The organism is Rothia sp. SCPM-O-B-18226 (M350) (genome assembly GCF_058213595.1).
The window spans coordinates 116,701-140,324 of sequence record NZ_JBYQJS010000002.1; the positions used below are offsets into that span (position 1 = coordinate 116,701).

The following is a 23,624-nucleotide window of genomic DNA, read 5'->3' on the forward strand; positions in this document are numbered from 1 at the left end:
TTGCAGGCGGGGCTTCACGGTATTGCGCGTTCAAGACTCCGCCGACGATAAGGCTCACCTCATGATTGTGAGGGATGCCTCATCTCAGAGAATAAAAGTCGCAGCTTGAGGCCGATGGCTTCATCCCGCCTCTTGATAAAGTGGTGTTGAGTGCGTGCTCCGCGTAGCGCGCCGCACCGTAGCCCGAAGAGACCCCGGGGAACGCCCCGGAACGACCGTAGAAAGAGACTATCGTGGCTGACAAAATCAAAGTTGCCCTGCTGGGTGCCGGTAACGTCGGTTCCCAGGCGGCACGCATCCTGATAGAGGATAACGCCGTCCTTGAGAAGCGCATTGGTGCGCCCGTCGAGCTGATTGGCATTGCCGTGCGTGATACTCGGGCAACTCGCCACTGGAATGCCGACCCCTCGCTGTACACCACCGACGCCGAAGCTTTGATTGACGCCGCCGACGTGGTGATCGAGCTGACCGGCGGCATCGAGCCGGCCCGCACCCGCATCCTGCGCGCGCTGAACGCCGGCAAGTCCGTCGTTTCGGGCAACAAAGCCCTGCTGGCCAAGCACGGTGTGGAGCTGCAGGCCGCCGCTGATGAGTCCGGTGCTCAGCTCTCTTACGAGGCCGCCGTGGCCGGTGCGATTCCGATTCTGCGCCCGCTGCGCGACTCCCTGGCCGGTGACCGCGTGACCCGCGTTCTGGGCATCATGAACGGCACCACCAACTACATTCTTGATCAGATGGACACCACCGGCGCCTCCTTCTCGGATGCGCTGGCCGACGCCCAGAAGCTGGGCTACGCCGAGGCCGACCCCACCGCCGACGTTGAGGGCCTCGACGCCGCTTCGAAGGCCGCTATTGTTGCTTCGCTGGCGTTCCACTCGGACTTCACGATTGATGACGTGCACACCGAGGGCATTACCGCCATCACCGCCGATGACGTTGCGGCCGCGGACGCCGACGGCTACGTCATCAAGCTGCTGGCTATCTGCGAGCGCGAGGGTGAAGACGGTGTGAACATTCGCGTGAACCCGACCCTGATTCCGCGCCAGCACCCGCTGGCCGGCGTGCACGGTGCGTTCAACGCCGTGTTCGTCGAGGCTGAGAACGCCGGTGAGCTGATGTTCTACGGTCCCGGTGCGGGTGGCGCTCCTACTGCTTCGGCTGTTCTGGGTGACTTCGTGTCCCTGGCTCGTCGCCTCGTGCTGGGCGGCCCCGGTGTTCCCGAGACCTCCCACGCTCAACTGCACGCAACCAGCCTGGACAACGTGATTTCTCGCTACTCGGTGGGCGTTCTGGTGGAGGACCGCCTGGGTGTTCTGGCGAACATTACCCGCATCCTGGCCGAGCACGGCATTTCGGTGGATTCGCTGCGTCAGTCCGCCCCGAAGGAGGGTGTGGCTCAGATTCGCATGGTGACCCACTCCGCGAAGGACTCCGACCTGCGCCGCGCCATCGCCGTGATTGACGCGCTCGATACGGTGCGTGAGGTGAACTCCGTGATTCGCGTGGAGTCCGAGAAGCACTAGGTGCACGTCGAGAGACTATCCAATCCCGCGGCCTGATGCGCCGCACTAAACCTGCGAGGGCAACCCGCGAGGCCCCTCGCTCACTGACGAACCCGCGTACCCGCTACCGGGGTCACAGGACCCCGACGGGCGGTGCGCCTCAAGATTAAAGGAGAAGCCAATGGCACACGTGTGGCAGGGCGTTATCAAGGAATACCGTGACCGTCTGCCCTTCGGTGAGGACGTTCAGGCCGTGACTCTGGGTGAGGGTGGCACCCCGCTGATTCACGCCCCGGCGCTGTCCGCCGAGACCGGCAACACCGTTTACCTGAAGTTCGAGGGTATGAACCCGACCGGTTCCTTCAAGGACCGCGGCATGACCAGCGCCATGACCGCCGCTAAGCGTGACGGCGCGAAGGCAGTGGTGTGCGCTTCGACCGGTAACACCTCCGCTTCCGCCGCAGCCTACGCGCTGCAGGCCGGTCTGCGCTGCGCCGTGCTGGTTCCGGACGGCAAGATTTCCATGGGTAAGCTCTCCCAGGCGATTGCTCACGGCGCCGACATCATCCAGATTGACGGTAACTTCGACAACTGCCTCGAGATTGCTCGCAAGCTCAGCGAGAACTACCCCGTGTTCCTGGTGAACTCGGTGAACCCCTACCGTATCGAGGGTCAGAAGACCGGTTCCTTCGAGGTCGTCGACACCCTGGGCGACGCCCCCGACTACCACATGCTGCCGGTCGGCAACGCCGGTAACATCACCGCGTACTGGAAGGGCTACAAGGAGTACTCCGAGCCCTACACCAACCGTGACGGCGAGGTTCTGGAGCCCGTGGCCACCAAGCGCCCGATCATGTGGGGCTTCCAGGCCGCCGGTGCCGCCCCGATCGTGGCGGGTCACCCCATCGAGAACCCCGAGACCATCGCAACCGCGATCCGCATCGGTAACCCCGCTTCGTGGGAGAAGGCCGAGGCCGCCCGCGACGAGTCCGGCGGCGTGATTGAGGCCGTGACCGACGAGGAGATTCTCGAGGCGCACCGCTGGCTGTCCTCGCGCGAGGGCGTGTTCGTGGAGCCTGCTTCGGCCGCCGGTGTGGCGGGTCTGCTGAAGAAGCACCGCGCGGGTGAGGCCCCCGAGGGTAAGACCATCGTCATCACCGTGACCGGCCACGGCCTGAAGGACCCGCAGTGGGCCCTGGAGGCAGTGAACGGCGTGAAGGTCGAGCCGACCAAGGCTCCCTTCGACGTGGTTGCTGTGGCAAATATTCTCGATTTGCACTAGCCTATTCGTACTACGAGGTGCACTCCGTCCCGGTTTTCGGGGCGGGGTGCACCTGCATGATGGCGGGGCCCGTACCCCGCCACCACCCATTGTTATGGCGGATGTGCGGATTATCAGCATCCCGCTCGCTCACTCCGTCACCGATCGCGAGGTACCTCTTCACATGTCTTCCCTGAACCTTTCTGATATTCCCGTGGGCGCATCCGTCACCGTGCGCGTGCCCGCCACGAGCGCCAATTTGGGTCCCGGCTACGACAGCCTGGGCCTGGGCCTGGGATTCTACGATGAGCTGAGGGTTGAGCGCATCGAGTCCGGCCTGGAATTTGAGCTGACGGGTGAGGGTAGCGCCGAGGTTCCGCGCAACGAAAACCACCTGGTGGTTCGCGCCATGAAGGCGGCTTTTGAGGCGGCCGGCCTGGAGGAGTTGCCCCCGCTGAAGCTGATTGCGGATAACAAGATTCCGCACTCGCGCGGCATGGGCTCTTCGGCCTCCGCGATTGTTGCCGGCGTGGCGGCCGCCAGCGCGCTGCTGCCCGAGGAGCACCGCCTGGACCGCGAGCGTATGCTGCAGGTCGCCTCCGATATGGAGGGTCACCCCGATAACGTGGCTCCTGCGATTTACGGTAACCTCTCGGTGTCCTGGGGACAGCTGGGGGAGTGGCACTCCCTGATTATTCCGGTGCACCCGCAGGTGCGTCCGGTCGTGGCCGTGCCCGACTACGAGGTGTCCACGAAGCTGGCCCGTTCCCTGATTCCCGCGGAGATTCCTCACGCTCGGGCCGCGGCCAATTCGGCGCGTTCCGCGCTGCTGGTGCGTTCGCTCTCGGATGCTCCCGAGTACCTGATGGATGCGACGGTGGACTACCTGCATCAGGGCTACCGCGTTCCCGCCATGGAGCCGTCGGCCGCCCTGGTCGCCTTCCTGCGCGAGCGCGGCCTGGCCGCCGTGATTTCGGGCGCTGGCCCGACTGTCCTGACCTTCGCCCGCGGTGATGAGCAGGTGCAGCAGGCCGCCGAGGCTATTGCCGAGTTCGAGGCGCAGAGCCCCGCGAGCGAGGTGGAGGACCGTCGTCTGAAGTGGCGCGTGCTCCCTCTTGAAATTGATACTGAAGGTGTTATAGTTACTCAGTAGGACGTGTAACGTCCTATCGCGGGTTCTACCCGCCGTTCGACGACGACCGTAATTGACGCTTCCTCGCGGGTACGTTCTGTACCTCACCCCGTTTCGCCCCTTTCCGGACCTTGTACCCGGTTGGGCCTCGGAGGGGAGCTTACCTTCTACAATGCCTCACCCGCAGGGTGCCGACGTGAAGGTACGGTCTCGGTCACGGCGATTGAACCCTCCCGACCGTTCATTCTTGACCCGCCGGCCCCAGGCCCCAGGTGCGGGTCCGATGAATGAGGGGTGCACGCATAATGATAGAGCGCCTTATCTTCCGTGTGTGCTCGCCGTGTCTGAATCGGCGGGTACGGTAAGAGACGCGAACCGCCTCCAGCGCGGTTCGAGGGAGTCGAAGGTGCAGGTCGCCGCGTTCTGCGGCGGCGCAGGAACCTTTGACCGCGCTATAGCGCCCGCCCGATCTTTATTCTGAAGATTTTCAGGGCTTACAACCAAAGGAATTGTAGTTGGCAAAAAATATTGTTGTCACCGATGAGTTCGGCACGGCATCGACCGCGCCGGAACTGGCAAATTTGAAGGTCGCGCAGCTGCGCGTCCTGGCTCAGCAGCTGGGTATTCGTGGCTACCTGAAGCTGAAGAAGGCGGAGCTGGTTCAGGCTCTGGAGGAGCACCAGCGTGGTGGCGCCGTAGCTGCCCCGGCCGCTCCGAAGGCCGAGACCCCCGCCGAAAAGACTTCCGAAAAGCCCACCGCGAAGGCCGAGGAGAAGGCCGCCGAGGCCTCCGCTGAGGCTCCCGCCGAGGGTGAGAAGGACTCCGAGCCTGTTCAGAAGACTCGCCGTACCCGCCGTACCCGCGTCCAGAAGGATGCTGAGGCACAGGCCGAGAAGGCAGAAAAGAGCGGCTCCGAGGGCTCCGAAAAGTCTGAGAAGTCCGAGAAGCGCACCCGCTCTTCGCGTTACGAGACCCCCGCTCAGAAGCGTGCTCGCGCTCGCCGCGCCGCCGAGGGTCAGGAGGCCCCCGAGGCCTCCGAGAAGGGTGAGAAGTCCGAGAAGTCGGAGAAGCCCGAGAAGCGCACCCGCCGTAGCCGCAAGGACGAGAAGCCCGCAGAGCTTCCCCCGCTGGATGTGCGCGCTGAGCTGGCCGCGGAGCGTATCTCTGAGCGTTCCGAGCCGGGCGATTCGGCTCCGAACTCCTCCGAGCTGAAGGCATCCACCGCCGATGGCACCGCAAGCCTGGACAGCCTGAACGCCGCCCTGGACATGACCTTCGGCGCCGTTGACGGCGAGAAGAGCTCCAAGCGCACCCGCACCCGCGAGCGTCGCCGCGATCAGGACGGCGAACGCACCGAACGCGCAGAGCGTACCGAGCGCCGTTCCAAGCGTGACCGTCAGGCCGAGCGCGCAGAGCGTGCCGAGCGTAAGAACTCCGAGCGTACCGAGCGCCGTTCCAAGCGTGACCGTCAGGCCGAGCGCACCGAGAAGCAGGCTCGCCGCCGCGAGGAGAATGAGCCCCGCCTAAACGAAGACGATGTGCTGGCACCGATTTCGGGTGTGCTGGACATCCTCGACAACTACGCGTTCGTGCGCACCACCGGCTACCTGCCGGGCACCAACGACGTGTACGTCTCCCTGGCCCAGGTGAAGAAGTACAACCTGCGTAAGGGCGACCACGTGCTCGGCGCGATTCGCGTGCCGCGCGAGGGTGAGCCGAACAGCCGCCAGCGCTTCAACGCGCTGGTTCAGGTTGAGGCGATTAACGGTCAGAGCGTTGAAGAGGCCGCTAACCGCCGCGTGTTCTCCAAGCTGACCCCGCTCTACCCCAAGGAGCGTCTGCGCCTGGAGACCACCCCCAAGAAGCTGGGTACCCGCGTGGTGGACCTGGTGTCCCCGATTGGTAAGGGCCAGCGTGGTCTGATTGTCTCGCCGCCGAAGGCCGGTAAGACCCTCATGCTGCAGTCCATCGCGAATGCGATTACCGTGAACAACCCGGACGTGTACCTGATGATGGTCCTGGTGGACGAGCGTCCTGAAGAAGTGACCGACATGCAGCGCACCGTCAAGGGCGAGGTTATCGCCTCGACCTTCGACCGCCCCGCCGAGGACCACACCACGGTTGCCGAGCTGGCTATTGAGCGCGCTAAGCGTATGGTGGAGCTGGGCTACGACGTGGTCGTGCTGCTGGACTCCATGACCCGCCTGGGCCGCGCCTACAACCTGGCGGCTCCCGCATCTGGTCGTATCCTGTCCGGTGGTGTGGATTCCGCCGCGCTGTACCCGCCGAAGAAGTTCTTCGGTGCCGCCCGCAACATCGAAGAGGGCGGTTCGCTGACCATTCTGGCTACCGCCCTGGTCGAGACCGGCTCGAAGATGGACGAAGTGATCTTCGAAGAGTTCAAGGGCACCGGTAACATGGAGCTACGTCTGTCCCGCCAGCTGGCCGACAAGCGTATCTTCCCGGCCGTGGACATCAACGCCTCCGGTACTCGCCGCGAAGAGAACCTGCTCTCCCCGGACGAAATCAAGATCATGTGGGGTCTGCGCCGTGCCCTGGCCGGCATGGAGCCCGAGCAGGCCCTGGGCGTTCTGACCAACCAGCTACGCAAGACCGAAAGCAACGTGGAGTTCCTGCTCACGGTGCAGAAGAACGGCCTGCGCCTGGTCGACTAAGACCCGTGTTTCACGCGCCCCACCCCGGTACGACGGTGGGGCGCGTGAGGCGTTCACCCGTGCCTCCCAGCGAGGCGCCCCGTCAGGGGAGTGACGAATTCTAGTGCCCGCCCGTGCGGCGTAAAGTGCGGGAGATGGAAGAGAGAACAGAATGTTTGAATCTATTCAGGTTCTGCTGGACGAGCACGCTGACCTGCAGAATCAGCTGGCCGATCCCGCCGTGCAGTCGAACCAGGGTAAGGCACGCCGAGTGGGTCGCCGCTACGCGGAGCTGACCGGTATCGTGACCGCCTACAACAAGTACACCTCGCTCAAGGACGACCTCGAGGCCGCCCGCGAGATGGCCGAGGAGGACCCGGAGTTCGCCGCTGAGGTGCCCGGCCTGGAGGAGGAGCTGGAGGTAGCTCAGGAGAAGTTGCGCCGCCTGCTGATTCCGCGTGACCCGGACGATGGCCGCAACGTCATTCTCGAGGTGAAGGCCGGTGCCGGTGGTGACGAGGCCGCCTTGTTCGCGGGTGACCTGCTGCGCATGTACATGCGCTACGCCGAGCACAAGGGCTGGAAGACCGAGATTATCTCTTCGACCAGCACCGACGTGGGTGGCTACAAGGACGCCCAGATTGCTATTAAGGGCTCCTCGAACGAGCCGGCCGAGGGCGTGTGGGCGCACCTGAAGTACGAGGGTGGCGTGCACCGCGTGCAGCGTGTTCCGGCGACCGAGTCTCAGGGCCGTATTCACACCTCCGCCGCGGGTGTGCTGGTGTTCCCCGAGGTGGATGAGCCCGAGGAAATCGAGATTAACCAGAACGACCTGAAGATTGACGTGTACCGTTCTTCTGGCCCCGGCGGTCAGTCGGTGAACACCACCGACTCGGCGGTGCGTATTACCCACCTGCCGACCGGTATTGTCGTGGCGATGCAGAACGAGAAGTCTCAGCTGCAGAACCGTGAAGCCGCGATGCGCGTGTTGCGCGCGCGACTGCTGGCTCACCAGCAGGAGCAGATTGACGCTGAGAACGCGGCACACCGTGCTTCGCAGGTGCGCACCATGGACCGTTCGGAGCGCATCCGTACCTACAACTTCCCGGAGAACCGCATCGCCGATCACCGTACCGGCTACAAGGCATACAACCTGGACGCCGTGCTGAACGGTGACCTGGAGCCGGTGGTTCAGTCCGCTATTGAGATGGACGAGGCGCACCGCCTCGCTCAGGTGGGCCAGGAGCAGAAGTAACCCTGTGCAGAAGTAGGTTCTGTATAGGCTTATGCCGATTTTTTGATTCGGCATGAAACGTTGGTGAGGGGCTCGCCGCTGCGGCGGTGGAGCCCCTCACCTGTATGCAGCGATAGGCTTTGAGCCGTTGAAAGACGAGGAGGAGAGCTCATGAAGGTGAATGTGCACGACCCGCGCGGGGAAGAACTCGCGCAGGTGCTGACGCGCGCCACCGCGGCCCTGGCGCAGGTGCCCAGCCCCCGCGTGGACGCCGAGCTACTCGCAGCGCACCTGCTCCACGGTGGTTCTCGGGCCGAGCTGCAGCGGGCCCTGCTTATGGGGGAACGACTCACCCCCGCGCAGGTCGCAGAGTACGAGGCGCTGGTTGCCCGCCGCGCCGCGCGCGAGCCGCTGCAGCACATCACCGGGCGTGCCCCCTTCCATCACCTGGAGCTGTCCGTTGGGCCGGGCGTATTCGTACCCCGGCCCGAAACGGAACTGCTCGTCGAAGAAGCCCTCAAGGTGCTGAGCGCACGCGCCGAGTCGGCGACCGGTCAGTTGCGCATCGTCGACCTGTGCACGGGTTCCGGCGCCATTGCGGCGGCGGTCAAGAGCGAATTGCCGAACGCCCAAGTCTTCGCGGTGGAGCTCTCCGAAGAGGCCATCCCCTACGCCCGCAAGAACCTGGAGTCGCTCGGCGTGCACCTGGTGCAGGGGGACGCCCTCACCGCCCTCACCGAGCTGGCTGGCCGCTTCGACGCGGTGCTCTCCAACCCGCCGTACATTCCGTCGGCGAACGTGCCCGCCGACCCGGAGGCCGCCCTGCACGACCCGGAGATGGCGCTGTACGGCGGGGGAGCGGACGGCATGCAGATGCCCTCCGCCATCGCCGCGCGCGCCTACGAGCTGCTGGCCCCCGGAGGCTTCTTCATGATGGAGCACGACGACACCCAGGAAGAAGCCGTCGCTGAGCTCCTGGCGCGCGTTGGCTTCGAACGGTGCTACCCGGTACGGGACCTGAATGGCAGGCCCCGGCACAGCGCGGGCTACAAACCTGCCGCCGCAGGCTCCTAGCATCGGGGCCGACTCCTAGCCTCCGAGCCGGGCGGGGCCACCGAACGGAGCCGCCGCGCATCCTAACCGTCGCATCAGCCGCCGACGAGGCGCGACGCGTCAACCCCGTGACGCGCACCCTCCCCGGCATATCGCCGCAATCCATAAAACGTGAGACAATATAACCCGTGACTGCAAAGCTGTACCCCGTAACGACTGAAACCGAGACCCGCGAGGCGCTGGACGCCGCCCGCGAGGCCCTCAAGGCGCACGACACGATTGTGATGCCCACCGATACCGTCTACGGTATTGCCGCCGATGCCTTCTCGCATCAGGGCGTTGCCAAACTGCTGGCAGATAAGGGCCGCGACCGCACCATGCCGCCGCCCGTACTCATCTTTGATATCGCGGCGCTCGCCGGCGTGGTGGATGACGTTCCGGACGACATCTACGACCTGGGCTACCGTTTCTGGCCCGGCGCGCTGACCGTCATTCTTCACGCCTACCCCTCGCTGAGCTGGGACCTGGGCGAGACCCGAGGCACCGTCGCGGTGCGTGTTCCCGACGACGAGTTTGCCCTGAAGCTGCTGACCGAGCACGGCCCGCTGGCCGTCTCGAGCGCTAACAAGACCGGCCAGGAGGCTGCCGCGACCGCCCAGGCCGCCATGGACTCCCTGGGCGAGGACGTCGCGGTGATTATTGACGGTGGCCCCCGCCCGAAGCCGCACGAATCAGAGCCCAACGAGGACGGCGTCACGGTGGTGACCGAACGCGAGCCGGCTCCCTCGACCATCCTGGACTGCACCTCGTTCCCCTACGTGGTGGTGCGCGAGGGCGCGATTCCCGTTGAGGAGCTCCGCGAGGTGATCCCCTCGATTCTGACCCGCGCCGAGGCCGACGAACAGGCGGCCCGCAAGGTGGAGGAGGCACAGGCCCCCACGCAGAACGAGTCGAACACCTCGAACGCCTCCCAGCAGGCGCTGGACGAGCAGGAGGGCCTGGACGAAGCCTACGAGCAGTGGGACAGCACCCACACGGTGAGCGGCGAACCCGCCCGCCGCGCCGAGGCACCCGCGGCTGGTTCGATTGCCGCCTCCCTGCTGGGCGCTACGAGCGCGCTGGGTTCGGGCTTCGGCATCAGCTCGGTGGACCAGGAGCGCTCGCGCGGCTACCGCGACAACACTCCCAAGCCGATTCACGCGGATGAGCCGCGGGTTCAGCCCGTCCCTGCCGATACTGCCCGCGCCCTGGTCTTTGGCGAGGCACCCGCCGCCCCGAAGACTGAAGCCAAGGCCGAGCAGAAGAAGACCGAACCTGAAGTCAAGGTCGAGGCTGATGCTAAGACCGAGGCCCCGGAAGCCGCCGAGGATCACCTGTAGGCCCGGCCACGGTTAAAACTCAGGAGTAAAACTTAAGGGAACGCCCGATATATCAACAGATGTATCGGGCGTTCCCTTATGCTATCTCTCGCCGGAGGCGGCGCCACCTAGCTATTGGCGAAGCGGCGGTCCTTCTTCTTACCCAGTGCCGTGTGGGCGGTGCGCAACACCTCGCGCACGCGCGGGGTGGGTAGCAGGTTGTTCTTGCGGGCCCAGGAATCGTCAATACCCTGACCGAACCACATGACCTCGACCTTACGCACGGAACCGGAGAACCTATCGTTCATGAGCTCCGATACCTTGTAGCCGGCCTTGATGGCCGCGCGGCAGAGCCACTCGGGCAGGTGATGGGGCTTGCGGCGGCCCGCATCCAGTGATGCGGAGGCGACGGTTGCGCCTTCCCAGGGCTGCAGCACGATGGTGGGCAGCTCGCCGGGGAAGGTTCCGAGCATCACCACGAACTCGGCCAGCGCGTACACGCTGGAGACGGGGGACTTACCCTGGCCCGCACCGGCCACCGATGCGAAGGGGGAGGAGGCCATCTTGGCAAAGAGCTCGGTCGTGCGGCGGCCGCGACCCTGAACGCTGGTTGCGCGCAGGATGCACAGCTCGGGTGCGCTCTCGGGATGCTCCTCCAGGAAGTAGTCCTGCAGGTCGAGCAGCGCTTCCTCGCCAAGGGTCTTGGAGAACGAGTAGGCGCTGAAGGGGGCGGTCTCCTCGGATGCGTCGAGCACGGGGCGGGGGCCCTGCACCGCGGCGGAGGAGAGATGAATGACGCGGCGCACGCCGGTGCGCTGGGCGGCAATCGCGATGACAGCCGGCAGCAGGGCGTTCGCGCCCATGAGCGGGGGCAGGTCCTGCATATTCGGGGCGGCGAGGCCGGCGGCGTTCACCACGACCTGCGCGCTGGCGAAGGCTTCTGCGAGGGAATCGATGATGCCCTCCAGCTGTTCTGCCTCGTCGATAATGCTGTCTACGTCAAGGGATCGGGTGGCGAGGCGGGGCGCTTCAATGGGATCGACGCTGATCCCCTCTGCGTTCAGACGCGCAACGATGGCGGAACCAACAAAGCCGCTGGCGCCAATGACTTTCCACCTGGATTCGGACATGTCTTTACCTCTCAAAAGCCCGCGGTCGGTGCGGGGAAAAACAGGGTCATTTCAACTTTCGCATATTTGCACCGGTTATGGTGAATTGTTGGGGCGGTGACCGGTTTTTGGTCGCTTTTTCGCACGACGGGCACAGCTCGGGCACAGGGGAGCCATCGAAAACAGCCTTGAAAACATTGGCTGAATGGCACCTTGCTTCGTCGCGGGCCGTAATACCAGCTCGTAACCTGCGCCTCCACCTAATCCTTAGAGGTTATTCACCCTCTGGCGAAGAGTGAACTGCCGCGGGGCCGGCGCAGTCCGATATGCGAAAAAACAACCGGTTGAGGTTGAATATGCGTCATAATGGGTGCGTTAGTGGGGGAAGATTCACCTCGAGGTGAAGACCCCGGTAAAATGGTCACTTTGGAGAGTTATATCCTCATACATGAGCGTCGCGGGCACCGCCGAAACACCCGGTCCCCGCACGGAGAAGGATATGCCTCAACGTTGAACGGATAAGGTGCCTCGGCGCCGCGGAGGGAGAACACTATGGCAGAACAGCACAGCGACCGACCCGCGCCTACCCAGCACCCCGCCGAACATGACGGTCAGCACGAACCCCGCACCGTCGCGGTGATCGTAACCTACAACCGCCGCGATTTGCTTCCCAAGACCCTGGCGGGCATCGCCTCGGGCCGGATGCGCCCGGTCGCCGTGGTCATCGTCGATAACGCTTCCACCGATGACACCGCCGTATACCTGGACTCCCTGGAGTACGACCTGCCGGTGGACCGCATTACCCTGCGGCAGAACATGGGCGGCGCCGGCGGTTTCGCGGTGGGCATCGACCGCGCCCTGGAACGCCACAACCCCGACCTCGTGTGGGTCATGGATGATGACACCGAGCCGACTGAGAACACCCTGGCCGAGGCCGCTGAGGCGTGGCTCGGCTACTCCGAGGTTCCCGCCGAACGCCCCGCGGTGGTGGCCTCTCGCGTGGTGTGGACGAACGGTGAGGACCACCCCATGAACACCCCTCGCACGATGTTTGCGGCGGGGGAGCAGCGCCACGCCCGCGCCCGCGCGGTGGGGGCCCGCCCGATTCGTAGCGCCTCCTTCGTCTCGATTCTCATGGACGCGCAGGCCATCCGCCGTAACGGCGGCCTGCCCATCGCCGAATTCTTCATCTGGAACGACGATTTCGAATTCTCGACCCGCCTGATTCACCACCGCGACGGCATTGCGGTGCCTTCCTCGGTGGCGAAGCACCACACCAAGACCTTCGGCACGACGAACGCCAACCCCGGCCCGCGCTTCTATAACGACGTGCGCAACAAGCTGTGGGTGTTTACGCGCTCGCGTACCCTGAACCCGCTGGAAAAGCTGCTCTACGGTGGTTCTTCGGCCCGCCTGTGGGTCTCCACCCTGCTTCGTACCGACGACCGCCGTACCTACCTGGGGTACTTCCTGAACGGTCTGCGTGACGGCCTGCGCCCGCCCACCCCGAACCGCCGGGTGCTGGAGGGCATCTACCCGCTGACCTTCCCGGGGCGCTACGGCGTTCCGGCCTCGAACCCCGAGCCGGTCGTGACCGGGAACGCCGGGGCCGCTGGATGCGTGAGCTCCGCCCCCGACTTCTCGGTGCTCATGAGCGTGTACGCGAAGGAGAACCCCGCGTACCTGGAACAGGCGCTGGAATCGAATCTGTTGAACCAGACCCTGCGCCCCTCCGAGCTCGTGCTGGTTCTGGACGGTCCGCTCACCCCCGCGCTGCGCGCCGTGGTGGACCGCTGGGGTGCCCGCGCCGAGAACCTGGATTGCCCGCCGATTCAGCTCGTGGAGCTACCGCAGAACGTGGGTTTGGCCGAGGCCCTGAACGCGGGTCTGCGGGCCTGCAGCTACGAGCTGGTGGCGCGCGCCGATTCTGACGATATTTCCGAGCCCACCCGCTTCGCCGAGCTGATTCCGGCCCTGGCCGCGGGTGGCTACGCGCTACTCGGTTCGGCCATGCTCGAGGTCAACGAGAACAACTCGGCGGTCGAATCGGTTCGCGAGGCCATCGTCGAGCCCAAACGACTGCTCCGCGCCATGGATTCGCGCAACCCGATCTACCACCCCTCGGTGGCATTCCGTAAGAGCGCCGTGCAGACCCTCGGCGGTTACGAGTACGTGCCCGGTGCCGAGGACTGGTGGCTGTGGATGCGCCTGCGCGACGCCGGCTACCGCCTGGGCAACCTGCCCGCACCTCTCGTGCGCTACCGCGTGGGCGCCGGCGCCTACACGAAGCGCGGGGGAGTGGACGCCTGGAAGCAGGACTGGGCGATTCAACGCCGACTGTACACGGGCCACGCCATTTCGAAGGCCCGCTGGGCGCAGAACATGGCGGTGCGCAGCGTGTACCGCTTCGTGCCCGAATCCCTGCGCCGCAACGCTTTCCGCGCGCTGTCCACCGTGGCCGCACGCGCATCCTCTACTCGCTCATCTTCGGACCGTTCTACCGGTGCCGCATCTGAAGGAGGCATGTAGTGGCTCAGTTGAAACCTCACGCTCATGTGGTGATGCGGAAGGCTGCTCAGCGCGGCACGATGGTGACGGAGGGTGACTCTGGCACGATGCTGGTGAACCGCCTGTATGAGCGTAAGCCGTGGTGGTTGATTGCGCAGGCGCTGATTGATTCGAGTGCCTGGGTCCTGGCGGTTTTGTTCGCGTATATGCTCCGCTATAGTGTGCTGCTCAGTAACGGCTCGGTGTTCGATATTATTCACCCGGCGTCGTTGACGATGACCGCTACGTTGGCTGTGGTGTTGCACCTGGTCATTGGTCTGGCGGGCGTGAAGATTTATAACGGCGTCTATTCGTACGGTTCGTTTGACGAGTCCTGGCGTGCCGGCGCGGCTGCTTTGAGCGCGGGTGCGGCGTTGACTGCTTTCTCCTTTGTAGATGAGCTGTTGGGTCTGCCGCATATTCCGCATAGCGTGCCTGCGATTGCGGCGGCGTTTAGCCTCATTATGATGGCGGGCGCTCGCATGGCGAAGCGTGTGTACACTGAGCGCGGTGCTGTGCGTGAGCTGACCGGTGAGCCGGTGATTGTGTACGGTGCTGGCTTTATCGGCGGCATGGTCATGGATTCGATGCTGCACGATGAGGATGCGAAGCTTCGCCCGGTTGCGGTCTTCGATGATGACCAGCTGAAGGCTGGTACGAAGTTCCACGGCATTTCGGTGATTACTACTTACCGCGAGCTGGAGCAGGTGATTCGTGAATCGGGTACCCGTAAGATTCTGGTGACGATTTCGGATATGTCGGAGGATTACTTCGAGTCCTTCTGCAACCGCATGCGTAAGCTTAAGGTTGAGGTTCAGCGTATTAGTAGCGCGAATGCTCGACTGATGGGTGAGCGTCTGATTACCGCGAGCGATAACGACCTGATGCGCGTGATTCGTGGCGAGATTAACTACGATATTGACCGCGATATTCTGCGTTCGTACCTGCACGGTAAGCGCGTGCTGGTCACGGGTGCGGGCGGTTCGATTGGTTCTGAGCTGTGCCGTCAGATTAGCGAGTTTGAGCCGGAGACCCTCATGATGCTTGATCATGATGAGACTCTGCTGATGGAGACGAAGGTTTCGATTACTCATGAGTCGAGCCTGGATGATGACCGCATTATTCTGGCTGACATTCGTGAGGGTGATAATCTGCTGGAGATTTTCCGTGACCGTCGCCCCGAGGTGGTGTTCCACGCTGCGGCTTTGAAGCATGTGTCGGCGCTGGAGGCGTACCCGCAGGAGGCGTGGAAGACGAACTCCTTGGGCACTCTGAACGTGTTGCGTGCCGCGGAGGCGGTGGGCGTGAAGACCTTCGTGAATGTTTCGACCGATAAGGCGGCGGATCCGAAGACTGCGCTGGGCCAGTCCAAGCGCGTGGCGGAGCGTCTGACCGCGTACTTTGGCGAGAAGACCGGCAATACCTACGTGTCGGTTCGTTTCGGTAACGTGTTTGGTTCGCGCGGTTCGATTAAGCCGCTCTTTACGAAGCAGATTCTTTCGGGTGGTCCGATTACTCTGACGGATAAGCGTGCGACCCGTTACTTCATGCTGATTACCGATGCCTGCCTGCTGGTGATGCTTGCCGGTGCGATTGGTCGCCCGGGCGAGGTCATGGTGCTGGATATGGGTCAGCCGGTCAAGATCCTGGATGTTGCGAAGGCGATGCGCCAGGCGTATGAGCGGTATGACGTGGAGATCAAGGAGATTGGTCTTCGCAAGGGTGAGAAGCTGGATGAGGCTCTCTTCGGCGGTACCGAGAAGCTGGTACCTAGTGAGGAGAACCGGTATATTTCCCGGTCGAGTGCCCCGGCACTTGACCCTGATGAGCTCGATTACGAGCTGTGGATTCAGAACTACCGCGAGCACAGCGGCTACGAACGCCACGGCCTGGAGCGCGCACCCGATCCGCGCACCCTGGAGAACGCGCAGACCTTCTAACCGACTGGCTCTTCGACGCCGCCCCTATCGGAGCGTCTTCCCGGCGCCCCGGGGTCGGCAGAGCCATACGATAAACACATTCACGAGACAGTACGACCCGGAGCCCTCATGACCTCCTTTCCCGAGCTAACGAGCATTTTCGTTCTTGCGGTGATTGCCGGTGCCCTCCTGCCCTTTGCGGTGCGTCCGATTCTGCATCGTTACAACATGGTGGACATCCCCAACGAACGGTCCTCGCACACCACGCCGACCTACCGCGGCATGGGCCTGGCGACGGCCGCGGCGACCCTGCTGGCTTTCCTCGTGGCGACCCTGCTGGGCTGGACCTACCGCTCCGCCGAGTCCCTGCAGCTGGCCATCACGATTGCCGCCGCCATGCTTTTCTCCCTGGCCCTGGGCTGGCTCGAAGATATTCGCGGCGTGAGCATTGTGCGTCGTGCGGGCCTGCAGCTGGTCATCGGTGTGCTGGTGAGCGTCAGTTTCGCGACGGTTCAGGGTACCAACCCGCTGCTGGTGGTGGTCGGTGCCGTGTTCATCGCGGGCTACATTAACGTGGCCAACTTTATGGACGGCATTAACGGTATTTCTGGTGCTCACGGTCTGGTGGCTGGTTTGGCGTATGCGCTGACCGGCTGGATGGTGAACTTGCCGTGGCTGGCTTTGGCGGGTGTGGCTGTTGCCGGTGCTTTTGCGGCGTTCCTGCCGTGGAATGTGCGCCCGGGTAAGAACGTGTTTTTGGGCGATGCGGGTTCTTATGTTTTGGGTGCGGCGCTGGGCACGTTGGCTGTGGGTGCCTGGTTTGCAGATGTTCCGTTCCTGTTGGCTTTTGCTCCGCTGATGACTTATCTGGCGGACGCGGGTACGACTCTGTTCCGTCGTTTTATGGCGGGGGAGCAATGGTACAAGCCGCACCGCACTCACACGTATCAGCGTCTGACGGATGTTGGTTTCAGCCACCTTGGTTCGACCGCCGTGGTGACCGGTACGACCATTCTGGTATGGGTGCTGTTGGCGTTTGCGTCTGATTTGTATGCTGCGGGATCTGTGGTGGCGACCGTGGGTGTGGTTCTTGTGGCTCTTGCCGTGCTGGTGGTGTACCTGCGTATGCCGCAGCTCTTTGGTGGCGAGGCTCCTACCTCTACGATTGACCTGTCGAAGCGTTTTGCAGCGGATTCGAAGGGTTCGGCGCCGAAGGCGAAGTCGGCAACTTCGGAGCCTGCTACCGGCTCTTTGACTTCGGCAACTGGTGTTCCTGCGACTCCTGAGAATGTGGAGCCGACCTCGCTGCATCCGGAGCCGATCATTCCGGATTCGGTGAAGGATCGTGCGGGTCAGCCTTCTTCTGCTTCCTCTTCTTCGACGCAGTCTAATCAGAATCGTGGGGAGAAACACTAATGGTTTCTGAACACTCTAAACCTTCGGCTGAGGCTCCTGTAGAGCCTCTCTGGAGGCGCGTGGTGGACGTTCTGTGGTATCCGCCGGCGGAGTGCAAGAAGCAGCAGAAACGCCGCCGAGAGCGTGCTCAAGCAGGTTTGAAGGCATCTTCTTTCGAGAGTCAAGAGCTTTCCTGGAAATTTTTGTTCTACAGGGTATCGGCTTACTCTCTGCTGGCTTGGTTGGGCGGTATGATGAGTGCGTACCTGTTTGCGGGCCCCGTGGGCGCGCTAGGAATAACATTGGGCTTTCTGATAATCTATATATGCTTCACTCTGGGCGTATTAGTTATGTTGGTTGCTCCCATTTTCGACTGGGGTGTACCCAAATCGCTGGTGGTGAGCTACCTCGTGAAGATTGCTCTGCTCGGTCTGGTATTGATGTTTGTGCCATTCCCCGAGAATCTGAGGCACGGTTGGACTCTCGCAGGCGCATGTACCGGCGTGATTCTGTGGATTGTTATTGAAACAGTCAGCATCGCACGACTAAGAATTTTGTACTTCGACACCGACTCGGAAGACCATGGTCGGTAACACGATTGGTGTTTGAAAGGAAAAACGTTTGGCCGAAGAGAAGAAGTGGTGGGACGGAGATAAAAAGCTCCGCACCACCGGAGAATTGGTATCTGACGGAGGTCTCTCCGGCGCCGTCATGTCGATTCTCTATCTGATCATCGGTGTAGCGGTGTGGGGAGGCATCGGTTACCTCGGTGACCTGGTCTTCTCCACCACCTGGCTGGTGTGGGTTGGCGTCTTGATTGGCGCTGTCGGAGGTTTGACCCTCGTCTTTACCCACATGACCAGGCAAAATAAAGACCGTTAGGTCATTGAACGCGGACCGCTAGGTCACACATTCATCCATGTAGTTAGCATGTCAGTCGTTTATAGGCAGACATGGGCTCTTGATAGCCACTAGTAGCAAGAAAGGACTTGCTTTGATCGAGAACGGGTTGATCCTCGCGGAAGCCTATGTGCCGCCGACCCCCGAAGACATGCATCTGCCCCCCTTCTTCACCATTGGTGATTTGGCTTTCGGTAAGCAGAACGTACTGATTCTGCTGTCCGTGGTGATTATCGCGGTATTCTTCCTCACCGCAGCACGTAAGCGCGCCATGGTTCCCGGCAAGACTCAGTTCATCGCTGAGTCTGGCTACATGTTTGCTCGCAACTCCCTCGGCAAGGAAACCCTGGGCGTTCAGCACTACAAGCCTTTCGTGCCGATTCTGTTCGCCTCCTTCTTCTTCGTTCTGGTGAACAACCTCTTCGGTTCGATTCCGTTTGTTCAGCTGCCCTCCTTCTCCCACCCCGGTAGCGCCTACGCACTGGCTGGCGTCGCATACCTGACCTGGGTTGGTGTTGGTATCAAGCGCAAGGGCCTGGGCGGCTTCTTCAAGGACATCACCATGCCTTCGGGTCTGCCGGTCTGGATTTACCCCATCCTGATTCCGATTGAGTTCTTCTCGAACCTGCTGATTCGTCCCGCAACTCACGCACTGCGTCTCTTCGCGACCATGTTCGGTGGTCACCTGGCGCTGATGGTTGCATCCAGCATGGTGACCTACATGGTTGAGACTCTGGGCGGCATCGGCTACCTGGCTGCTATTGCTCCCGGTGCTCTGGGCATGTTCCTGTACTTCCTGGAATTCATGATTCAGTGCATCCAGGCTTATGTGTTCGCTCTGCTGCTGGCTGTGTACCTGCAGGGCTCGGTTTCCGAGGGACACTAGTCAGTTTGCTGACACTCTAAATTTTTTATTAGGTTTTCGCGTTCGGGGCTGGGGTACCGGCTCCGGACGAGAATAAAGCAACCCACACGTTCATTGTGCGGGCTATAACTCAAATCAAACTCTGCTCTGTTCGGGTATGTTCCCGGTTGAGCACTGTTGAAAGGAAAAATAATGGTTGGTTCCATCACTGCGGTTGGCTACGGTCTGGCAGCTATCGGCGGCGGCATCGGCGTGGGTCTGGTCTTCGCGGCTTACATGACCAGCGTTGCTCGTCAGCCCGAGTCTCAGAAGACTCTGCAGCCCATGCTGTTCCTGGGCTTCGCGCTGGTCGAGGCACTGGCAATTCTGGGCCTGGTTCTCGTCTTCATCAAGTAACCGGCTCCGCCACATCCTAAACGACCCATCCCATAGAACAGGATTCCCTCCATGATTTATCTGGCAAGCGAAGGGGGAGCGGAGGCAGCTTCGAACCCCCTCATTCCCGACGTCGGGGAAATTGTCATTACCCTCATCGGATTCCTGATCCTCTACTACATCGTTGCTAAGTACGTTGTCCCGGCGTTCGAGAAGATCTACCAGGACCGTAAGGAAGCAATCGAAGGTGGCCTTGCCAAGGCCGAGAAGGCACAGGCAGAGGCTGCAGCGGCTCGCGATGAGTACACCCAGCAGCTCGAAAGCGCTCGACTGGAGGCTCAGAAGATTCGTGAAGAGGCACGCGCAGAGGGCGAGGCAATCATTGCCGACGCTCGCGAGCGTGCAACCGCTGAAGCACAGCGCATTAGCGATAACGCGTTGAAGGCTATCGAGGCAGAGCGTGCGGCAGCAGCAGTGTCCCTCCGTTCCGAGGTTGGCACTCTGGCTACGACCCTTGCCGGCAAGATTGTGGGCGAAGCCCTCAACGATGATGAGCGATCGGCCCGTGTGGTAGATCGTTTTCTTGCTGACCTTGAAACCGAGAAGCAGAACGCAGGTGCGGCTCGGTAATGGCAGGAGTATCTACTGAATCACTGAGCAAGGTGGAAGAGGTTCTGGAAGCCCACGCTTCCCTGCAGCCTCTGAAGCTTGCGGGCGAGCTTTTCGCACTGGTCGACGTGCTCGACCATAACGGCACCCTTCGCCGCGCCGTCACCGATTCTTCGCGTGACGCAGCGGCCCGCCAGGGAATCGTCAATTCCGTTTTTGACGGCAAGATCTCTTCGCAGGCCATGGCTGTACTCACCAACGCGGTGGCTCAGCGCTGGTCCGAGGATTCCGACCTGGCGGATGCCCTGGAACGTGCAGCGGTGCTCGCCGTGATCGCATCGGCTCAGTCTCGCGGTGGCGTGGATGCCCTGGACGAGGTACTCAACGAACTACTCACCTTTGTGCGTACCGTTGATTCCAACGCTCAGGCGCAGGAAGCGCTGTCCGACCATCAGGCAAGCAAAGAAGCAAAGAAGAAGCTCGCCGTGGCGCTCGGTGGCCCCGCCACCACCGCCGAGGGTGTGCTTCTGCTCGAACGAGTTGGCTCTAATCCTCGTGGCCTCCACGCCGCGCGGGCTGCCGACGAGTTCGCAGAAATCATCGTCAAGCGACAGAACCGTTACATTGCGCGCGTTACCAGCGCAATCAACCTGTCGCAGGCACAGCTTGAACGTCTCGGTCGCGCACTCAACGCCGTGTACGGCCGCGAGCTGAAGCTCGACGTTTCGGTGGATCCCGCCGTTCTGGGCGGTTTGCGTGTTCAGGTGGGCGACGAGGTGATCGACGGTACCGTCGAGACCCGTATGTCCGACCTGTCTCGTTCCATCGGCTAGCGGCTCAAGCTAGCGACGCTGAACCGTTCGTCGCAACGGTGATTTAGAAGATACCTCGGGTAGGCGGGTGCGCGGCGTATGCCTCCTCCAACGCGGAGGCGGCATGGCCCGCCCGTTGAGCCCGAATTGCAAGTTTCGGTTAGTTCCGTTGATGGAACGTAACCACAATGAGAGAGCAGGGACACAAGATGGCCGAACTGACCATCAATGCCGACGATGTCCGTAATGCGCTGAACGAGTTTGCAGCGTCTTACGAACCCGGCAATGCAGAACGTGTTGAGGTGGGTCGAGTTGTATCGGCCTCCGACGGTATCGCTCGCGTCGAGGGTCTGCCCTCGGTGATGGCGAATGAGCTGCTTCGTTTCGAAGACGGCACCCTCGGCCTCGCACAGAACCTGGATACCCGCAATATTGGTGTGATTGTCCTGGGTGACTTCACCGGTATTGAAGAGGGCCAGGTTGTACACCGCACCGGTGAGGTTCTCTCGGTGCCCGTTGGCGACGCGTACCTCGGTCGCGTTGTTGACCCCCTGGGTAACCCGATTGACGACCTGGGCCCCATCGAGGCTGAAGGCCGCCGCGCACTGGAGCTGCAGGCTCCCGGCGTGACCCAGCGTAAGTCGGTTCACGAGCCGCTGCAGACCGGTCTGAAGGCAATTGACTCGATGATTCCGATCGGCCGCGGTCAGCGTCAGCTGATCATTGGTGACCGCCAGACCGGTAAGACCGCTATCGCGATCGACACCATCCTGAACCAGAAGGACAACTGGGCTTCCGGTGACCCGGACAAGCAGGTTCGATGCATCTACGTGGCCGTTGGCCAGAAGGCATCCACCATCGCAGCTGTCCGCCACACCCTGGAGACCCGCGGCGCGCTGGAGTACACCACCATCGTGGCATCTCCCGCATCCGACGCAGCCGGCTTCAAGTACCTGGCACCCTACACCGGTTCGGCTATCGGCCAGCACTGGATGTACGGCGGCAAGCACGTCCTCATCATCTTCGACGACCTGTCGAAGCAGGCAGAAGCATACCGCGCCGTGTCCCTGCTGCTGCGTCGCCCGCCGGGACGTGAAGCATACCCCGGTGACGTCTTCTACCTGCACTCCCGCCTGCTGGAGCGTTGCGCTAAGCTCTCCGACGACCTGGGCGCAGGCTCGATGACCGGCTTCCCGATCATTGAGACCAAGGCAAACGACGTTTCCGCCTTCATCCCGACCAACGTCATCTCCATTACTGACGGCCAGATCTTCCTGCAGTCCGATCTGTTCAACGCTAACCAGCGCCCGGCAGTGGACGTCGGTATCTCCGTGTCCCGCGTTGGTGGTGCCGCACAGACCAAGGCTATGAAGAAGGTCTCCGGTACCCTGAAGCTGGAGCTGGCACAGTACCGTGCGATGGAAGCGTTCGCGATGTTCGCATCCGACCTGGACGACGCCACCAAGGCTCAGCTGACCCGCGGTTCCCGCCTGACCGAGCTGCTGCGTCAGCCGCAGTACACCCCGTACGCCGTCGAGGAGCAGGTTGTCTCCATCTGGGCCGGCACCAACGGCTACCTCGACGACATTGAGGTCTCCGACGTGCTGCGCTTCGAGGCAGGCTTCATCGAGTACCTGCGTCACAAGACCTCGGTCCTGACCGACATCGCCTCCTCCGGCAAGCTTGAGGACGACACCGTTGCCGCTCTGAAGACCGCGGTGACCGAGTTCAAGCAGGGTTTCCAGTCTGAGGGCAGCAGCCACCTCGTCGACGCAGGTCACGAGGAGCACAAGGCAGCTCGCGATAGCGACATCACCCAGGAAACCATCGGTTAGCGATTAGTCCTCGCTCCCTGCCCGCCCCGGCTCTAGGGTCGGGGCGGGGCAGACGAGCAGGAGAAAGGAAGCTCTATGGGAGCCCAGATTAGGGTTTACCGACAGAAGATTGCTTCGACGTCGTCCATGAAGAAGATCTTCAAGGCGATGGAGATGATCGCGACCTCCCGCATTAACAAGGCTCGTAACGCTGCTCAGGCTGCCGGCCCTTACGCGAACGCTCTGACCCGCGTGGTGACTGCGGTTGCGACTCAGCACGGTATTAAGCACCCGCTGATTCACAAGCCGAACGAGTCCGGAGCCTACGAACACCGCCGCTCCGCAATCCTGGTTGTTACCAGCGACCGCGGTCTGGCCGGCTCGTACTCCTCCGCTATCCTGCGTCGTACCGAATCTCTGATTGAGAGGCTGCGCTCTAACGGCCAGGAGGTACAGCTGTACCTGGTTGGTCGTAAGGCAAAGGCTTACTTCGAGTTCCGTGAGCGCCCCTACGCCCGTGCGTGGGAGGGACACACCGATGCACCTCGTGTTGAAACCGCCGTCGAGATTCGCGATGCGCTACTTGAGGCCTACGACCTGCCCTTCGAGGAGGGCGGCGTGGACGAGCTGCACATCGTATACACCGAGTTCAAGTCGATGGTTGTTCAGGAACCCAAGATCCTGCGCCTGCTGCCCATCCACGTGGGCGAGGCAAAGGAACTGGGCGAGGAAATCGTTCCCGATCAGGAACTGACCAAGGCTGAGTACGAGCAGGCGGCATCCTTCGAGTTCGAGCCCTCCGCTGAGGAAGTGCTCAACGCGCTGTTGCCGCGCTACATTGCATCGCGTATCTTCTCCTGCCTGCTGCAGGCAGCGGCAAGTGAGCTGGCATCCCGCCAGCGCGCAATGAAGACCGCAGGTGACAACGCTGAGACGCTGATTACCAAGTACACCCGTTTGATGAACAACGCACGTCAGGCGGAAATTACTCAGGAGCTCTCCGAAATCGTGGGCGGCGCAGACGCCCTCGACTCCTAGTACTTGTACGCCAACGAAGCCATCAACTGTCCAAACTTTCTAAGTAA

At 62.3% G+C, this 23,624-nt stretch carries 19 protein-coding genes; 18 read left to right on the plus strand and 1 reads right to left on the minus strand.

Annotated features, from left to right (window positions below):
* Positions 1 to 233: 233 nt before the first annotated feature.
* The 7 genes from AC3E6W_RS04565 to AC3E6W_RS04595 all read left to right on the plus strand — a co-directional run bounded on the left by AC3E6W_RS04565 (position 234) and on the right by AC3E6W_RS04595 (position 10,215).
* On the plus strand, positions 234 to 1,523 hold the full coding sequence (locus AC3E6W_RS04565; protein ID WP_294646412.1) for a homoserine dehydrogenase: 1,290 nt from the start codon (positions 234 to 236) through the stop codon (positions 1,521 to 1,523).
* Positions 1,524 to 1,683: 160 nt separating this feature from the next.
* Positions 1,684 to 2,784: a threonine synthase gene (gene thrC / locus AC3E6W_RS04570; protein ID WP_490652439.1), complete on the plus strand. Its 1,101-nt coding sequence runs from the start codon at positions 1,684 to 1,686 to the stop codon at positions 2,782 to 2,784.
* A 163-nt stretch (positions 2,785 to 2,947) separates the two neighbouring features.
* Positions 2,948 to 3,916, plus strand: a complete 969-nt coding sequence (gene thrB, locus AC3E6W_RS04575) for a homoserine kinase (RefSeq protein ID WP_049333719.1) — start codon at positions 2,948 to 2,950, stop codon at positions 3,914 to 3,916.
* Positions 3,917 to 4,410: 494 nt separating this feature from the next.
* On the plus strand, positions 4,411 to 6,570 hold the full coding sequence (gene rho / locus AC3E6W_RS04580) for a transcription termination factor Rho (protein ID WP_490652440.1): 2,160 nt from the start codon (positions 4,411 to 4,413) through the stop codon (positions 6,568 to 6,570).
* Positions 6,571 to 6,721: 151 nt separating this feature from the next.
* Positions 6,722 to 7,804, plus strand: a complete 1,083-nt coding sequence (prfA, locus tag AC3E6W_RS04585; RefSeq protein WP_049363905.1) for a peptide chain release factor 1 — start codon at positions 6,722 to 6,724, stop codon at positions 7,802 to 7,804.
* A 150-nt stretch (positions 7,805 to 7,954) separates the two neighbouring features.
* A complete protein-coding gene (prmC, locus tag AC3E6W_RS04590; protein ID WP_490652441.1) occupies positions 7,955 to 8,857 on the plus strand; it encodes a peptide chain release factor N(5)-glutamine methyltransferase in 903 nt (300 codons plus the stop codon).
* Between the two features lie 167 nt (positions 8,858 to 9,024).
* On the plus strand, positions 9,025 to 10,215 hold the full coding sequence (locus AC3E6W_RS04595; protein ID WP_490652442.1) for an L-threonylcarbamoyladenylate synthase: 1,191 nt from the start codon (positions 9,025 to 9,027) through the stop codon (positions 10,213 to 10,215).
* 107 nt (positions 10,216 to 10,322) lie between these two features.
* On the opposite strand, the gene AC3E6W_RS04600 is transcribed toward AC3E6W_RS04595, so the two are convergent.
* The gene (locus AC3E6W_RS04600) at positions 10,323 to 11,324 is read right to left on the minus strand and encodes an NAD-dependent epimerase/dehydratase family protein (protein ID WP_049333680.1); all 1,002 of its coding nucleotides are present in this window, start codon (positions 11,322 to 11,324) and stop codon (positions 10,323 to 10,325) included.
* A 531-nt stretch (positions 11,325 to 11,855) separates the two neighbouring features.
* Between AC3E6W_RS04600 and AC3E6W_RS04605 the strand changes: the two genes are divergently transcribed.
* From AC3E6W_RS04605 to AC3E6W_RS04655, 11 genes are all read left to right on the plus strand, one after another.
* Positions 11,856 to 13,832, plus strand: coding sequence for a glycosyltransferase (locus AC3E6W_RS04605; RefSeq protein ID WP_490652443.1), 1,977 nt, complete (start codon positions 11,856 to 11,858; stop codon positions 13,830 to 13,832).
* On the plus strand, positions 13,832 to 15,790 hold the full coding sequence (locus tag AC3E6W_RS04610; protein ID WP_490652444.1) for a polysaccharide biosynthesis protein: 1,959 nt from the start codon (positions 13,832 to 13,834) through the stop codon (positions 15,788 to 15,790). Before AC3E6W_RS04605 ends, AC3E6W_RS04610 begins: the two co-directional genes overlap by 1 nt.
* 108 nt (positions 15,791 to 15,898) lie before the next feature.
* The gene (locus tag AC3E6W_RS04615) at positions 15,899 to 17,185 is read left to right on the plus strand and encodes an MraY family glycosyltransferase (protein WP_490652445.1); all 1,287 of its coding nucleotides are present in this window, start codon (positions 15,899 to 15,901) and stop codon (positions 17,183 to 17,185) included.
* Complete coding sequence (locus tag AC3E6W_RS04620) at positions 17,185 to 17,757, plus strand: hypothetical protein (RefSeq protein ID WP_490652446.1); 573 nt, start codon at positions 17,185 to 17,187, stop codon at positions 17,755 to 17,757. The genes AC3E6W_RS04615 and AC3E6W_RS04620 overlap by 1 nt, the downstream gene beginning before the upstream one ends.
* A 28-nt stretch (positions 17,758 to 17,785) precedes the next feature.
* Positions 17,786 to 18,046 carry a hypothetical protein gene (locus AC3E6W_RS04625; protein WP_005506464.1) on the plus strand — a complete coding sequence of 87 codons (261 nt, stop codon included), beginning with the start codon at positions 17,786 to 17,788 and terminating at the stop codon, positions 18,044 to 18,046.
* Positions 18,047 to 18,158: 112 nt separating this feature from the next.
* Positions 18,159 to 18,950 carry a F0F1 ATP synthase subunit A gene (gene atpB / locus AC3E6W_RS04630; protein WP_005506462.1) on the plus strand — a complete coding sequence of 264 codons (792 nt, stop codon included), beginning with the start codon at positions 18,159 to 18,161 and terminating at the stop codon, positions 18,948 to 18,950.
* A 171-nt stretch (positions 18,951 to 19,121) separates the two neighbouring features.
* The gene (gene atpE / locus AC3E6W_RS04635; RefSeq protein WP_049333669.1) at positions 19,122 to 19,325 is read left to right on the plus strand and encodes an ATP synthase F0 subunit C; all 204 of its coding nucleotides are present in this window, start codon (positions 19,122 to 19,124) and stop codon (positions 19,323 to 19,325) included.
* A gap of 51 nt (positions 19,326 to 19,376) precedes the next feature.
* Positions 19,377 to 19,934, plus strand: a complete 558-nt coding sequence (locus AC3E6W_RS04640; RefSeq protein WP_049333667.1) for a F0F1 ATP synthase subunit B — start codon at positions 19,377 to 19,379, stop codon at positions 19,932 to 19,934.
* On the plus strand, positions 19,934 to 20,746 hold the full coding sequence (locus AC3E6W_RS04645) for a F0F1 ATP synthase subunit delta (RefSeq protein ID WP_049333666.1): 813 nt from the start codon (positions 19,934 to 19,936) through the stop codon (positions 20,744 to 20,746). Before AC3E6W_RS04640 ends, AC3E6W_RS04645 begins: the two co-directional genes overlap by 1 nt.
* Positions 20,747 to 20,934: 188 nt before the next feature.
* Positions 20,935 to 22,560: a F0F1 ATP synthase subunit alpha gene (gene atpA / locus AC3E6W_RS04650; RefSeq protein ID WP_049333664.1), complete on the plus strand. Its 1,626-nt coding sequence runs from the start codon at positions 20,935 to 20,937 to the stop codon at positions 22,558 to 22,560.
* Between the two features lie 75 nt (positions 22,561 to 22,635).
* Positions 22,636 to 23,577: a F0F1 ATP synthase subunit gamma gene (locus tag AC3E6W_RS04655; RefSeq protein WP_490652447.1), complete on the plus strand. Its 942-nt coding sequence runs from the start codon at positions 22,636 to 22,638 to the stop codon at positions 23,575 to 23,577.
* Positions 23,578 to 23,624: the final 47 nt, after the last annotated feature.

Bases quoted from the DNA above. Each gene is read 5' to 3' on its own strand.
- AC3E6W_RS04655 (WP_490652447.1), top strand. From the start codon at position 22,636: ATGGGAGCCCAGATTAGGGTTTACCGACAGAAGATTGCTTCGACGTCG.
- thrC (WP_490652439.1), top strand. From the start codon at position 1,684: ATGGCACACGTGTGGCAGGGCGTTATCAAGGAATACCGTGACCGTCTG.
- AC3E6W_RS04620 (WP_490652446.1), top strand. From the start codon at position 17,185: ATGGTTTCTGAACACTCTAAACCTTCGGCTGAGGCTCCTGTAGAGCCT.
- atpE (WP_049333669.1), top strand. From the start codon at position 19,122: ATGGTTGGTTCCATCACTGCGGTTGGCTACGGTCTGGCAGCTATCGGC.
- AC3E6W_RS04600 (WP_049333680.1), bottom strand. From the start codon at position 11,324: ATGTCCGAATCCAGGTGGAAAGTCATTGGCGCCAGCGGCTTTGTTGGT.
- AC3E6W_RS04615 (WP_490652445.1), top strand. From the start codon at position 15,899: ATGACCTCCTTTCCCGAGCTAACGAGCATTTTCGTTCTTGCGGTGATT.
- prfA (WP_049363905.1), top strand. From the start codon at position 6,722: ATGTTTGAATCTATTCAGGTTCTGCTGGACGAGCACGCTGACCTGCAG.
- AC3E6W_RS04640 (WP_049333667.1), top strand. From the start codon at position 19,377: ATGATTTATCTGGCAAGCGAAGGGGGAGCGGAGGCAGCTTCGAACCCC.
- AC3E6W_RS04645 (WP_049333666.1), top strand. From the start codon at position 19,934: ATGGCAGGAGTATCTACTGAATCACTGAGCAAGGTGGAAGAGGTTCTG.
- AC3E6W_RS04605 (WP_490652443.1), top strand. From the start codon at position 11,856: ATGGCAGAACAGCACAGCGACCGACCCGCGCCTACCCAGCACCCCGCC.
- prmC (WP_490652441.1), top strand. From the start codon at position 7,955: ATGAAGGTGAATGTGCACGACCCGCGCGGGGAAGAACTCGCGCAGGTG.
- atpA (WP_049333664.1), top strand. From the start codon at position 20,935: ATGGCCGAACTGACCATCAATGCCGACGATGTCCGTAATGCGCTGAAC.
- thrB (WP_049333719.1), top strand. From the start codon at position 2,948: ATGTCTTCCCTGAACCTTTCTGATATTCCCGTGGGCGCATCCGTCACC.